Origin of the sequence: Pseudomonas mendocina, from assembly GCF_900636545.1 — a bacterium.
In the GTDB taxonomy this organism is placed as follows: domain Bacteria; phylum Pseudomonadota; class Gammaproteobacteria; order Pseudomonadales; family Pseudomonadaceae; genus Aquipseudomonas; species Aquipseudomonas mendocina.
The window spans coordinates 4,557,657-4,570,870 of record NZ_LR134290.1; the positions used below are offsets into that span (position 1 = coordinate 4,557,657).

Here is a 13,214-nt window from a genome sequence, read left to right on the forward strand (position 1 = left end):
GCCCTCGGGCGCCATGCGCCTGGACTCAATGTTCAATCGCTTCGAGTACCCGCAATGAGCAAGATCATGACCGCCGCCGAAGCCGTGGCGCGCATCCCGGACAACGCCAACCTGGCCACCGGCGGCTTCGTCGGCATCGGCTTCGCCGAGCAGATCGCCATCGCCCTGGAACAGCGCTTCGTCGCAGAACAGGCACCGCGCGATCTGACCCTGGTGTATGCCGCCGGCCAGGGCGACGGCAAGGGGCGTGGCCTCAACCACCTGGCCCATGAAGGCCTGGTGCGCCGGGTGATCGGCGGCCACTGGGGCCTGGTGCCGGGGCTGCAGAAGCTGGCGGTGGACAACCGCATCGAGGCCTACAACCTGCCGCAGGGGGTGATCTCGCAGCTGTTTCGCGATATCGCCGCCGGCAAGCCAGGGCAGCTGTCGCGCGTCGGCCTCGGCACCTACGTCGACCCGCGTCATGGCGGTGGCAAGCTCAATGCGCGCACCACCGCCGATCTGGTGCGGTTGATGCCCATCGATGGCGAGGACTATCTGTTCTACCCGACCTTCCCGATCCACGTCGGCATCGTCCGCGCCACCAGCAGTGATCCCGACGGCAACCTCAGCTTCGAGCGCGAGGCGCTGACCATCGAGAGCCTGGCCATCGCCATGGCCGCGCGTAACTCAGGCGGGCTGGTGATCGCCCAGGTCGAGCGCATCGTCGAGCGCGGTTCGCTCAACCCACGGCAGGTGAAGATTCCCGGCATTCTGGTGGATTGCGTGGTGCAAGCTGAGCCGGCCAACCACCAGCAGACCTTCGCCACCGCCTACAACCCGGCCTTCGCCGCCGAGACCCGCGTGCCGGTGGACAGCCTGACGCCCATGCCGCTGGACGTACGCAAGCTGATCGCGCGCCGCGCGGCGTTGGAGCTGAAGAGCGGCGCGGTGGTCAACCTCGGTATCGGTATGCCCGAAGGCGTCGCGGCGGTGGCTGCCGAAGAGGGCGTGATCGAGCGCCTGACCCTGACCGCCGAGCCCGGCGTGATCGGCGGCGTACCGGCCTCGGGCCTGGACTTCGGCGCGGCGAGCAACCACAGCGCCCTGCTCGACCAGCCTTATCAGTTCGATTTCTACGATGGCGGCGGCCTGGATATCGCCTTTCTCGGCCTGGCCCAGGCCGATGCGGCGGGCAACCTCAACGTGTCCAAGTTCGGCAGTCGGCTGGCAGGCGCTGGCGGTTTCATCAACATCAGCCAGAACGCCAAGCAGGTGGTGTTCGTCGGCACTTTCAGCGCCGGCGCGCAGGATATTCGCATCGAAGGCGGCCAGTTGCGCATCGTTCAGGACGGCGAGCTGCGCAAGTTCGTCGCCGAGGTGGAACACCGCACCTTCGCCGGGCGCCTCGCCGCCGAGCGTGGCCAGCCGGTGCTCTACGTCACCGAGCGCTGTGTGCTGCGTCTGACCCGCGAAGGGCTGGAGCTGATCGAGGTGGCACCGGGCGTGGACATCGAGCGCGACATCCTCGCGCGCATGGACTTCGCCCCCATCGTACGCGAACCGAAGCTGATGGACGCGCGGCTGTTCCGGCCAGAGCCCATCGGCCTGGAGCAATGCCTGGACTAGCGCCAGGCCACTCTTTGAGCGTGAACTTGCGGGCCGGAACGGCCCGTTTTTTTGCTCGGCCTCACGCCGCCCGAGCTAGACGGTTGCGGGCTCGGCCCTGGGCTGGCATGGTGCGCCTCTCTCATGAACAAGGATCGTTACCAATGAGCATGCCCGCCCCCACTCCGCTCGTTTTCTGCTCCAACCCCATCGACGATGAGCTGCCTTTCAAGGCCTGGACCGATCTGTCCCTGGAAATCGATGACCAGCCCAGATACGAAGAGAACCTGCTGAACCTGGCAGGCTTTCTCGTGCGCCAGGCCCTGGCTGATCAACAGCCCGAACGCATCAAGCGCGCCAGTGATGTCGAGTCGGCGCTCTACGGTTTGCGCGCTCATGTGCAATTGCATTCCGGCGGCTGCTTCAATTTCGCCGAGGCACTCACCGAGCAAGATCAGCCGTCGCCAGAGGTGCAGGTGATCCCGGGGCTATCCATCGGCAACCTGCTGCTGCTCGCAGAGGGCTCCGCCCGTGCCGGAATCGAAGCGCTGCATCGTCACCTGAAACCCGTCGATGCGCTGGCCAACGCCTTGAAGCAGGCCCAGCAATCCGAGCTGTCACAACCGGCCAAGCATGTCTGCGCCCTGCTGCCAGCTATGACCATCACCCTGACCCCGCCCTTCGCCGATAGCCAGACCCTGATTTACCCGAGCCGCCTGGAGACCTATCAGCAGGAACTCAAGCTCGAAGAGCTGGCCGGCCTGCCGCAGCAACGCTGCGAAATCATCCTCGGTGACCAGCCGCTGGAGGAAAGCCAGGCAGCCTATGGCATCGCCTACGAAATTCTCTCGAGCATGCTGCACCTGCTTCGCCACCGCGCGCAGGAGAATGATCGCTCCGATCTGTCCGCGCGCCAGCAGGAATGGGAGCGGGTGCGCCTGGTGATCGGCAGCGGCGTGCACTACAGCGCGCAGTTCATGCTCCACCCCGAAACCTACCGACCTGCCTTCGGTAGCGCGATGCGCGGCCTGAAGCTGGCGGGCACGCAGAGTATCCTGCTGCCGGACCATTTCGACCTTGCGGCCCTGGAGCAGATCTGGGACGCCCTGGCGCATCAGGACGCCCATAGCGAATGGCAACGGATACAAGCGAGCAAGGATGAGACAGACCGCTCGCTGGTGCTCAATCTGGAAGTAGCCTGCCGTCTGGACGTCCTCGCCCCAGGCGAGGACGGGCAACTGCAAGTGCTGGAAAGCTACCGCGACAGCGACTTCATCACTCAGCCGGCCGAACCCAAGGTGGCGCAGAAGGCTCCAGCCGCCCTGCCGGAGGCCAAGCGCGAGAACAACCCGGAGCAAGCCCCCATAACCAGCGCGGCGCAGAGCGAACAGCCAGCGACTAACGCGTACAACGGCCGTATGGCTTCCCGCAAATCCGGCAGTTACGGCCCAGTGCTGCTGGCAGCCGTGGTCGTCGCGACACTGATTGCAGTTCTGCTCAAAGGCTGAACGCGCTAACGCCAGCCTCGGCCCGCTCCGGGGCTGGCGTCTGGCGTTGCGGCAAACAACCTGAACCATCCCACGCCCCCTCCGTCGTAACTGCAAGACGACGAGCCAGGGAGACGGAGCATGAAACCCCGATTCAAACCCTATCGTGGACCTTCCGGTGGCTGGGGTTCGGCCAATGCCGTGGGCACCATCCTGCTGCGCGAGCGGGCGCCGCTGACTGGCGCTACGGCACTGCTCAAGCAGAACCGCCCGATCGATGGCTTCGCCTGCGTCAGTTGCGCCTGGGCCAAGCCGCACCCGTCCAAACCCCTGGCCTTTTGCGAGAACGGCGCCAAGGCCACTGCCTGGGAAACCACCAGCCTGCGCTGCACCCCGGAGTTCTTCGCCGGCCACACCCTGAGCGAACTGCGCAACTGGAGCGACTATCAGTTGGAACAGCAGGGCCGGCTCACCGAACCGATGCGCTGGGATGCAGCCACTGATCGCTACCTGCCCGTGAGCTGGGATGAGGCCATCGCCGAGATCGGCGCCGAACTCAAGGCTCTCGACGATCCCGATCAGGCCGTGTTCTATGCCTCCGGCCGCGCCTCGCTGGAGGCCTCGTACATGTGGCAATTGCTGGCCCGCCGCTACGGCACCAACAACCTGCCTGACAGCTCCAACATGTGCCACGAGAGCACCTCGGTGGCCTTGCCGGAAAGCATAGGCGTGCCGGTCGGCACCGTCACTCTGGAGGACTTCGCCAAGACCGACGGCCTGCTGATCTTCGGTCACAACACCAGCAGCAACAGCCCGCGCATGCTGCATGATCTGGATGCGGCCCGGCAGCGCGGCGCGCCCATTCTCACCTTCAACCCGCTGCGTGAACGCGGCCTGGAGCGTTTCACCAATCCTCAGTCGCCGCGGCAGATGCTCACGGGAGAGTCGGAAGTGGTCAGCACCCACTATCACCAGCTCACCATCGGCGGCGACACCGCGGCCATTGCCGGCATCTGCAAGGCCTTGCTGACGATGGACGATGCCGCGCGCGAAAGCGGTCAGGATCGTGTTCTGGACATCGCCTTCATCGAGCAGCACACCCAGGGTTTCGAGAGCTTCGAGCGGACCATCCGCGGCTACACCTGGGAGATGCTGGAGCGCCGCAGCGGCCTGACCCGCGGCGCGATGGAGGGTGCCGCCAGGATCTACGCGGGTTGCCAGCGGGTCATTGCCATCTACGGCATGGGCCTGACCCAGCATCGCCATGGCGTGACCAGCATCCAGATGCTGGTCAACCTGCTGCTGATGCGCGGCAATCTGGGCAAGGAAGGCGCGGGCATCTGCCCGGTGCGTGGTCACTCCAACGTGCAGGGCCAGCGCACCGTCGGCATCACCGAGAAGGTCGCGCAGGTGCCGGTCGAGCGCATTTACCAGCAGTTCGGCTTCAACGTGCCGGAGCGCGACGGCACCACCACGGTGGACGCCTGCGAGGGCGTGCTCAACGGCAGGATCAAGGCATTCCTCTCCCTCGGCGGCAATTTCGTCCGCGCCACACCGGACAGCCAGCGAATGGAGCCAGCCTGGAGCAAACTGCGCCTGACCGTGCAGATCGTCACCAAGCTCAACCGCAGCGCCCTGGTGCACGGCGAGAAGGCCTACATCCTGCCCTGCCTGGGGCGCACCGAGATAGATGTTCAGGCAAGAGGCCCGCAATACCACACCACCGAGGACAGCACCGCCTGCATTCGTGCCTGGCAGGGCGTGGTCAAGCCGGCGGGTGAGCACCTGCGTTCGGAGCCGGCGATCATCGCCGCCCTGGCCAAAGCCACGCTGGCGCCAGACCCGCGCATGGACTGGGATGCCTGGGTGGCCGACTACGGGTTGATCCGCGATGCCATCGCCATCACCTATCCCGACATTTTCCACGACTTCAATACGCGCATGCTCGAACCGGGCGGCTTCCATCGGCCATTGCCGGCCAGTTGGCGCGAATGGAGTACCGACAGCGGCAAGGCCAACTTCACCCGGCCGGACAGCCTGGCGCTCAATGACGACGTCGAGCAAAGCCCTGAGCGCCGCGATGTGCTGAACCTGATGACGATCCGCAGCAACGATCAGTTCAACACTACGGTGTATGGCTACGACGACCGCTTTCGCGGCGTCTACGGCACTCGCTCGGTGCTGTTCATGCACCGCAACGACATGGCCCGGCTGGGTCTCAGCGAAAGCGATCAGGTGCAGGTGAGAACCGCCGTGGACGACGGCGTGCAGCGCTCGGTGGGGCCGCTGCGCGTCACCCCGCACGACATTCCGGAAGGCTGCTGCGCCGCCTACTACCCCGAGTGCAATGCGCTGGTACCGCTCTGGCACCACGAGGAAAAGGCCAAGGTGCCGGCCTCCAAGTCGATCCCCGTCACGCTGCGGCCATTCATTGCCACGACTCGCGCCTTGCAATGAGATAAAGCGGAACCCCGCTGCTCTGGCGGGTCTATAGTTGCTGCCTCTTCATCAATCCGCCAGAGGGAACACCATGAGCAAGACCTACAACGTCGCCGTGCTGGTCGGCAGCCTGCGCAAGGCCTCCATCAACCGCAAGCTGGCGCTCGCGTTGGCCGACCTGGCCCCCGCCTCGCTGAACCTGGAAATCCTCGAGATCGGCGACCTGCCGCTGTACAACGAAGACGCCGACGGTGACACCGCTCCGGCCTCCTACGCGCCGTTTCGCAGCAAACTCAAGGCGGCCGACGCGGTGCTGTTCGTCACCCCGGAATACAACCGCTCGATCCCCGGCGCGATGAAGAACGCCATCGACGTCGGCTCGCGCCCTTATGGCCAGAGCGGCTTCAGCGGCAAGCCGGGCGCCGTACTCAGCGCCTCGCCAGGTGCCATCGGTGGCTTCGGCGCCAACCATCATCTGCGCCAGTGCCTGGTATTCCTCGACGTGCATGTGCTGCAACAGCCGGAGGCATACCTCGGCGGTGCCGGCAATTTCTTCGACGAGAACGGCGTGCTCAGCGACGGCATCAAGCCCTTCCTGCAGAAGTTCATCGATGCCTATGCGGCGTGGGTGGCCAAACAACTGGGCTGAGTGGAAGAAAAAACGCCCCGGCGGTAGACGGGGCGTCGCGACAGGCTCGCAAAAGGGTGTTCAGGTCATATGGGCGTGAGCACCCGAGAGGTAATCGAGCAGGCGGTACAGGGTGGCGTTGGCCGATGCGACATGTGGCGCACCGTCACGGATGCTGGCGCGATCCTGCACCTCGCCCGGCAGAGCGAGATCGGCCGGGGCCTGCTGCAGGCGCTGATTGAGACTCTCGGCATCGCTTTCCAGCTGGCAGAGCAAACCGATGGCGCGTTCCTGCCAGACGAACCCCTGCAAGGTCGCAGCCGCAGAACCGTACAAGGCGATCGCACCGTGCGGCAGGCTGCAGCTTTCACGCTGCCAGTGCAGCGCCAGCAGACGCTGCGGCAGCATGCGGCCAAGCGGCGACTGCCGCGATTGCGGGTCCTTTTCCAGTTGCCACCAGCCGATTCGCGCAGCCTCCGAGCCACCCGTGATACGTGCCCCCAGGGCCTCGGCCAGGAACAAGGCACCCAGTCCGCTGCCGAACACCCGCTTGCGCGCCATCAGCGATTGATGGATCAGGCACTTCTCCGCGCCCATCCAGCCGTGCTGGCGCTCGTCGTGCACACTCAACGAACCGTCGAGCAGCATCAGCAGCTCGAAATCCTCCAGGCTCGGCAGGGGCTCCCCGGCGTATACCCGGTGCCAACTGACCTGGTGCTCGCCAAGCCATGGCAACATTGCCGCTGGGCCTACACCCGCGCTGTGTTGAATCACCGCAATACGCATCAGGCCACCTCCTCGCAGCGCTGCTCGACCTGCTGCAATGCCCGGCCCAGGCGACGCAGCATTTCCTCGACGTTGCCATGGCTCACCGTCAGCGCCGGCGACAGGCAGAGGCAGTCACTACGTGCGACGCCAAGCAACAACCCCTGCTCACGCGCGGCACGCTGCACCACCGGCGCCGACAGCCCGATCAGCGGCAAGCCAAGCAACAGGCCGTGCCCGCGCAACGAGCCATGGCCATGACTCCGCGACAACCGCGCCAGGCCCTCGCGCAAATGCTCGCTGACGTCGCGCACCTGGCTGAAGAAACTGCCTTCGAGCACAGCGCCAAGCACCGCAACACCGGCAACCGTCAGCAACGCCTCGGCCGAGCAGGCAGGCAGCAGGGCCGCGGACGCCCCGGCGATCCGCCCACGCGCCAGCACGGCAGCGATGGGCAGACCGCCGCCGAGCGCGCAGCCCAGGGTCAATAGGTCGGCGCGCACGCCGTACAGCTCCTCGGCCAGCAGCGCGCCACAACGTCCCATACCGCTGCCAGTCTCATCAAGGATCAGTACGGCGCCCTGCTCGCGGCAAAGCCGCTGCGCGCCTTGCAGGTATTCCAGAGTCGCGGGTACCACACCGGCAGCCTGTTGCACCGGTTCGATCAATACGGCGGCACAACGCAGATCGACCACGGCAGCCAGGGCCTCGAGATCGTTGAACGGCACCCTTACAACTCGCGTCGCCCCCAGATGCAGCGGCAAGGCGAGGTGACTGCCGTCGAGCAACACCAGGGTGTCGGCAGCCGGCTTCTGCAGCGCCGCCCCCTGCAGAGCCAAGCGTATGGCCAGGGCGTTGGCCTGCGCGGCGTCGCTGCAGAACGCCGCCTGCTCGCTGCCGGTGGCCTGGCATAGACGTGAGGCAAGCTTGAGCTGCCCCCGGCTGCACTGTTCGCGCCCAGGGCTTATCAACTGCTCGGCCTGACGGCGCAGGGCATCCAGCAGCAGGGTCGGGCTGTGACCCAGGCTGTTACCTCCCTGGCCCTGGTCGAAATCGAGATAGGCGCGTCCGTCGGCGTCCCACAGCCAGGAGCCCTGGCCGCGCACGAACAGCGGTGCATCGTGCTCGCCCATCAGTTGCAGCCTTGCCATGCCATCACGCATAACGGCGCTCCACCTCGGCGACCGCGCCCTCCAGCGGCAGGCCGAGCAGACGCGCCGACCAGTTCTCCAGGCGGCCGCTGCGCAGACGTTGCGCGGCGATTTCACGCCAGCGAGCCGATAGCGCCGGGCACAGCTGCAACTGCTGCAGACCCGCTCGCTCCATGGGCGAGTGATAGAAATGCTGTAGGGCCCGCGCCACGCTCAGGCTGGGATAGCTGCGCTGCACCAGCTCGAATGGCAGCTCGGCACTGACGAAACCTGGTTTGAGCACACGATAGAACCAGCCACAGCGACCACTGTCCTGAACCACCTGCGCCAGCTCCGGATGCAGCCCCTGACGGTTGAGGCGATAGCAGGGCGAGCGCGGCTGGCTGACCTGCAGCAGTACGTCGCCCCAACGAAACACATCACCGATGCACACCTGTGCCTCGGTCAATCCGTGGCTGGAGAGATTCTCGCCGAAGCTCGGCCGTGACCAGTCCAGCTGCGGGTACAGCGCTTGCCAGTGCTCATAGTGTTCCGCCGGGTAGTGGTGCAGGGCACGCTCGGGACCACCATGGAAGCGGACATCGCCCTGCTCGTCCTGGCCGAGGCCCTGCGGCCACAGCCACAGGCGGTGATCGACCCGTTGCTTGCGTTGCGCGACACTGAGCCCACCGCCAATTTCTTCGGCTTTACCTATGAATACACCTTGAATCTCGACCTGCTTCACCGACCGCTCCGGCCTTATCGGCTGTTGATCATGTCGCTAGACTAGGTAGCCGCGGGCCATTTTGACATTTCGATTTCCCTGCTTGATTCATAACGGAAACTTATGGATTTTCGTCAGCTTCGCTATTTCGTCGCGCTCTATGAGGAAGGCCATGTCGGCCGTGCCGCCGAGCGCCTGAGCATTTCCCAGCCGGCGCTGTCGCAACAGATCCGCCATCTGGAGGGCGATCTGGATGTCGGCCTGTTCCAGCGCAGCGGTCGACGCCTGCTGCCCACACTGGCCGCCCACACGCTGTACAACCACGCCGTGCCCTTGCTCGACGGCATGGAACGCGCGCGCGAGGCATTGCGCAGCTTCCGCGGGCCGGGCCCACGCAGCCTGTCCATCGGTGTCCTGCAAACGGTCAACGCCAGCCTGGTGCCGCTGCTGCTGGAACGCTTGCAGCAGGCGCAGCCACAGCTGGTGGTCAAGCTCTATGAACTGTCGGGTGTGGACATCGAGCGGCGCCTGCTCAGCGGCGGCCTGGACATTGGCATCGGTTTTCTGCCGCCACGTCAGCCGGGCTTGCATAGCCTGGCGCTGTACGAGGACGAGTTGCAACTGGTGGTGCCGGAGAACCATCCCCTGCGCGAGTTTCGCAAGGTATCGCTGAGCCAGGCCGCGGAGCTGCCGATGCTGCTGCTCGGCGAGGAGTTTCGCATTCGCCAGATCTGGCAGGAGCAACTCGCCTTGCTCGGCCGCAGGCCGCAGGTGCAGGCAGAGCTGAACCACATGAACGGCATCCTCGACAGCCTGCCGCACACCACTCTGGCCAGCGTGCTGCCCGGGCGCGCCAGGCAGATGCATGCCCATCATGGCCTGCTCTGGAAGCCCCTGAGCGAGCCTCGCATCCCGCTACAGGTCGGCCTGGTCTATCGCGATGCCCAGCGCCAGCAGGCGATGATCGACCTGCTGCGCAGCGCGCTCGATGGCGCCTGGGAAACCCCGTGAAACGCGCGCGAATTGCCGATATGGCCTGATCAGCGGCCTGAATGACACTGGCCACTAGACCGACTGGTCTAGATAATCCGGGCCATGACCAAGAGCACTCGCGACAACCTGATCGACACCATGATCGATGCCCTGCAGCGCAAAGGCCTGCATGGCGTCGGTCTGAACGAACTGCTGGCCGCCGCTGAGGCGCCCAAGGGCAGCCTTTACCACCACTTCCCCGGTGGCAAGACCGAGCTCGCCGTGGCGGCCATCGAACGCGTCGGCCAACACGCCGAGCAGGCGTTCGCCGCGCTCTTCGAACGTCAGCCCGACCCGCTCGATGCACTGAGCAGCTGGCTGCAGAGCGCGCTTGGCCAACTGCAGGACAGCGCATTCGAACGGGGTTGTCCGTTGGCTGCAGTCGCCCTGGAAAGCGGGCCAGAAGATCACCAGATTCGAGCCGCCCTGGCCAACGCCTTCATGGTCATTCGCCAGGCACTGCAGCAGCAGTTGCAACGCCACGGTTATCCACAGCCACAGGGCCTGGCTGCCCTGTTCGTCGCGCTCTACGAAGGCGGCCTGCTGCAGGCGCGGGTCGCCGGCAGCAGCGAACCGCTGAAGCAGGCAGTGACCACCCTGCTCGACCTGACCCGCCAGCACCGCACGGAGCCCCTGTCGCCATGACCACAGCCATTCGCCGCGAAACCCAGCCCCTGCTGGCCCTCGATGATTATCCGTTGGCCGCCACTCGTTATCACGCCGAGCGCCCCCAGGCGCAGTTGCTGATCGCCGGCGCCACCGGTGTGCCGCAAGGCTTCTACCGGCGCTTCGCAGAACATGCCGCCAGCCGCGGCTTCAACACCCTGACCCTGGACTACCGTGGCATCGGCCAATCCAGGCCGGACAGCCTGCGTGGTTTCGAGATGGAGTATCTGGACTGGGCCAATCTTGACCTCGCCGCGGCAGTGGATCAGCACCGGCATACCGAGCGCCCGCTGTTCATGATCGGTCATTCCTTCGGCGGCCACGCCTTCGGCCTGCTGCCCAACCATGATCAGGTCGCCGGCTTCTACACCTTCGGCACGGGCGCTGGCTGGCATGGCTGGATGCCCAGGGCCGAGCAGCTTCGCGTGCTGACGATGTGGCGGGTGATCGGCCCGCTGATGACGCGCTACAAGGGCTATCTGGCGTGGAGCAAGCTGGGCATGGGCGAGGATCTGCCACTGGGCGTCTATCGCCAGTGGAAACGCTGGTGCCGCTTCCCGCGCTACTTCTTCGATGACCCGCAGATGCCGGGGCTGGCCGAGCGTTTCGCGCAGGTGAGCACGCCCATCGTGGCGCTCAACACGCTGGACGATCTGTGGGCACCGCCCGCCTCACGCGATGCCTTCATGGCCGCCTACGTCAACGCGCCCTATCAGGCACGCACGGTCGATTCGCAGGCCGAGGGCCTGGGCGCCATCGGTCATATGGGTTATTTCCGCCCTGCGGCGCAGCGGCTGTGGGACGAGACGCTGGACTGGTTCGAGCGATTGCGCCTCGAACAACGTGCAGCATGAACGCCAGAGGGTGAGGGCAAACGACCAGGCAGAAAAAAGAAAAACCCCGCGATTGCGGGGCTTTGCAGACTGTTGTCCTGACATCCTTGATCTGCTCACCGTCCTGGTGGCTGTCCAGGGTGTCCCTGTTTGTCTAGGCGCTTCCTGCGCTGAATCCATGTGACGCAGAGTACGCCCGTACCTGATTGGTCGACAGTGGCGATAATCGGGACATCTTGTAAGCCATGGCTTACAAGAGCCCGTTGCGATTCACTCCGGCCAATGCTGGCTGGCGTTTGCCCTGAGCCATCCCAAGTTGGGTGCAAACGTCTGCATATGTTTTTTGTGACGCACGTCTTGCTAGACTCCAGTTTGTCCTACAAAAACAACAGACGCCGTCAACGGCGGTCACTGGGGCTTGAGTATGCGCGCAGTCACTGTGCTTCTCGGTTGCCTGGCAACCTCCTGCATGAGCACCTTTTCCCTGGCCAGCGGCCAGACCCAACTGAGTGACGCCAAACAGGCCATCGAACAGGCGTTCTGGCAGAACCTCTATGGCAACGGTGGCGCCACGCTGTATTGCGGCCAGACCTTCGCCCGCGAAAGTGGCACGCTGACGGCCAGCCCGATCTACAGCAGCAAACAGCTCAAGAGCGCGATGCGCTGCGTCACCGATCGCCAGTGCACCATCATGAACCCGCGCTACCCCTATATCGTCGCCGACCTGCACAACTACTATCCGGCGCTGGCGCGCGTGGAGCTGGTCCGGCGCAACGCCCAGTTCGCCGACCTGGCCGACGATGTACCGAGCAAGTTCGCCGATATCGGCTGCGACATGAAGACCAGCTACCAGTTGGTGGAGCCGCGTGACGAAGCCAAGGGCAATATCGCCCGGGCGATCTTCTACATGCATATCGAGTACGGCCTGCCCATCGTTGGCCTGGTGCCGATGTACAAGGCCTGGCACCGCATGGACCCGCCGGACGCAGAGGAAAAGGCACGCAACGACAAGATCGAAGCGCTGCAAGGTACGCGCAATCGCTTTATCGACGATCCGTCGCTGGTGGATCAGCTGATCAGCGACTGATTTCGATCTGTGGGAAGGGCTTTAGCCGCGACGAAACCACTGCGGATAGCCGGCAAGCCGGCTCCTACGGTTGGTGGACAACCTACGCTCTGCGTTTGTGCAGCGAGCGCAGCTTGTAGCGGTCACCGGGATGGATCAGCCGCGCGTAGCTGATCAGGTGATCGTCCGACCAGGTACGGCGAATCACGCTCAGACAGGGCATGGCCGGGTCGATCTGCAGCAGCTCGGCCGTGCGTGCATCCACCAGCACCGCTTCGACCACGTGCTCGACATCCGAGATCGGGCAACTGGCGACCAGCACCTCGTTGGGTGTGACCTGGGTAAAGTCGCTTTGCAGGTAATGCGGCACCCAGCGCGGGTTGACGAAACGATCCTCAAGCTGGATCGGCAGACCGTCCTGCAGATGCACGAGGATGCTGTGAAACACCTCGCCGCCCAGGCGCAGCCCCAGGCGTAGAGCCACTTCGTCATCGGCGGCGATGGCTTCGCAGCGCACCACTTCGTTACTGTAAGCATGGCCGCGCCCGCGCACTTCGCTGGCGATGTTCATCACCTCGTGCAGCGGCGACTCGGCCTTGCGGTCGGTGACGAAGGTGCCGAGCCCGGCCTGACGCACCAGATAGCCCTTTTGCACAAGGTTCTGGATCGCCTTGTTGGCCGTCATCCGGCTGACGGAGAAATCCCGCGCCAGTTGCTCCTCGGGCGGGATCTGGTGATTGACCGGATAGGCACCACCGTGAATGCGCTCGAGGAGGAAATCCTCGATGGCCTTGTAGCGCGGGGTGGGACTGGTCACGGCTGCTCCTTGGGTATGCCCGGTGCGCGGATGATAGCGG

Annotated in this window: 12 protein-coding genes; 8 read left to right on the plus strand and 4 right to left on the minus strand. The window is 64.9% G+C overall.

The window, feature by feature from the left end:
• Positions 1-54: 54 nt before the first annotated feature.
• The 4 genes from EL191_RS21395 to EL191_RS21410 all read left to right on the plus strand — a co-directional run bounded on the left by EL191_RS21395 (position 55) and on the right by EL191_RS21410 (position 6,162).
• A complete protein-coding gene (locus EL191_RS21395; RefSeq protein ID WP_041980170.1) occupies positions 55-1,608 on the plus strand; it encodes an acyl CoA:acetate/3-ketoacid CoA transferase in 1,554 nt (517 codons plus the stop codon).
• 143 nt (positions 1,609-1,751) lie between these two features.
• The gene (locus EL191_RS21400; RefSeq protein WP_041980171.1) at positions 1,752-3,095 is read left to right on the plus strand and encodes a hypothetical protein; all 1,344 of its coding nucleotides are present in this window, start codon (positions 1,752-1,754) and stop codon (positions 3,093-3,095) included.
• Positions 3,096-3,215: 120 nt separating this feature from the next.
• A complete protein-coding gene (locus EL191_RS21405) occupies positions 3,216-5,531 on the plus strand; it encodes an FdhF/YdeP family oxidoreductase (RefSeq protein WP_041980172.1) in 2,316 nt (771 codons plus the stop codon).
• Between the two features lie 73 nt (positions 5,532-5,604).
• Positions 5,605-6,162, plus strand: coding sequence for an NADPH-dependent FMN reductase (locus EL191_RS21410; RefSeq protein ID WP_013717429.1), 558 nt, complete (start codon positions 5,605-5,607; stop codon positions 6,160-6,162).
• A gap of 60 nt (positions 6,163-6,222) precedes the next feature.
• Here the strand turns inward: EL191_RS21410 and EL191_RS21415 are convergent, their stop codons facing one another.
• The 3 genes from EL191_RS21415 to EL191_RS21425 are packed head-to-tail and all read right to left on the minus strand — an operon-like array spanning position 6,223 to position 8,781.
• The gene (locus tag EL191_RS21415) at positions 6,223-6,927 is read right to left on the minus strand and encodes a type 1 glutamine amidotransferase (RefSeq protein ID WP_041980173.1); all 705 of its coding nucleotides are present in this window, start codon (positions 6,925-6,927) and stop codon (positions 6,223-6,225) included.
• The gene (locus EL191_RS21420) at positions 6,927-8,069 is read right to left on the minus strand and encodes an aspartate aminotransferase family protein (RefSeq protein WP_041980174.1); all 1,143 of its coding nucleotides are present in this window, start codon (positions 8,067-8,069) and stop codon (positions 6,927-6,929) included. Before EL191_RS21420 ends, EL191_RS21415 begins: the two co-directional genes overlap by 1 nt.
• Positions 8,062-8,781: an MOSC domain-containing protein gene (locus EL191_RS21425; RefSeq protein ID WP_041980175.1), complete on the minus strand. Its 720-nt coding sequence runs from the start codon at positions 8,779-8,781 to the stop codon at positions 8,062-8,064. Before EL191_RS21425 ends, EL191_RS21420 begins: the two co-directional genes overlap by 8 nt.
• Before the next feature lie 102 nt (positions 8,782-8,883).
• Between EL191_RS21425 and EL191_RS21430 the strand changes: the two genes are divergently transcribed.
• The 4 genes from EL191_RS21430 (at position 8,884) to EL191_RS21445 (ending at position 12,378) form a co-directional block, all read left to right on the plus strand.
• A complete protein-coding gene (locus EL191_RS21430) occupies positions 8,884-9,771 on the plus strand; it encodes a LysR family transcriptional regulator (protein WP_013717433.1) in 888 nt (295 codons plus the stop codon).
• A gap of 84 nt (positions 9,772-9,855) precedes the next feature.
• On the plus strand, positions 9,856-10,437 hold the full coding sequence (locus EL191_RS21435) for a TetR/AcrR family transcriptional regulator (RefSeq protein ID WP_041980176.1): 582 nt from the start codon (positions 9,856-9,858) through the stop codon (positions 10,435-10,437).
• Positions 10,434-11,312, plus strand: coding sequence for an alpha/beta hydrolase family protein (locus EL191_RS21440; RefSeq protein ID WP_041980177.1), 879 nt, complete (start codon positions 10,434-10,436; stop codon positions 11,310-11,312). Before EL191_RS21435 ends, EL191_RS21440 begins: the two co-directional genes overlap by 4 nt.
• Positions 11,313-11,715: 403 nt before the next feature.
• Positions 11,716-12,378, plus strand: coding sequence for an endonuclease (locus EL191_RS21445; protein ID WP_041980178.1), 663 nt, complete (start codon positions 11,716-11,718; stop codon positions 12,376-12,378).
• An 82-nt stretch (positions 12,379-12,460) separates the two neighbouring features.
• On the opposite strand, the gene hutC is transcribed toward EL191_RS21445, so the two are convergent.
• The gene (gene hutC / locus EL191_RS21450) at positions 12,461-13,174 is read right to left on the minus strand and encodes a histidine utilization repressor (RefSeq protein WP_021490347.1); all 714 of its coding nucleotides are present in this window, start codon (positions 13,172-13,174) and stop codon (positions 12,461-12,463) included.
• Positions 13,175-13,214: the final 40 nt, after the last annotated feature.

Coding starts and splice junctions, on each gene's coding strand:
- EL191_RS21400 (WP_041980171.1), top strand. CDS start 1,752: ATGAGCATGCCCGCCCCCACTCCGCTCGTTTTCTGCTCCAACCCCATC.
- EL191_RS21445 (WP_041980178.1), top strand. CDS start 11,716: ATGCGCGCAGTCACTGTGCTTCTCGGTTGCCTGGCAACCTCCTGCATG.
- EL191_RS21435 (WP_041980176.1), top strand. CDS start 9,856: ATGACCAAGAGCACTCGCGACAACCTGATCGACACCATGATCGATGCC.
- EL191_RS21440 (WP_041980177.1), top strand. CDS start 10,434: ATGACCACAGCCATTCGCCGCGAAACCCAGCCCCTGCTGGCCCTCGAT.
- EL191_RS21395 (WP_041980170.1), top strand. CDS start 55: ATGAGCAAGATCATGACCGCCGCCGAAGCCGTGGCGCGCATCCCGGAC.
- EL191_RS21410 (WP_013717429.1), top strand. CDS start 5,605: ATGAGCAAGACCTACAACGTCGCCGTGCTGGTCGGCAGCCTGCGCAAG.
- EL191_RS21405 (WP_041980172.1), top strand. CDS start 3,216: ATGAAACCCCGATTCAAACCCTATCGTGGACCTTCCGGTGGCTGGGGT.
- EL191_RS21430 (WP_013717433.1), top strand. CDS start 8,884: ATGGATTTTCGTCAGCTTCGCTATTTCGTCGCGCTCTATGAGGAAGGC.
- EL191_RS21420 (WP_041980174.1), bottom strand. CDS start 8,069: ATGCGTGATGGCATGGCAAGGCTGCAACTGATGGGCGAGCACGATGCA.
- EL191_RS21415 (WP_041980173.1), bottom strand. CDS start 6,927: ATGCGTATTGCGGTGATTCAACACAGCGCGGGTGTAGGCCCAGCGGCA.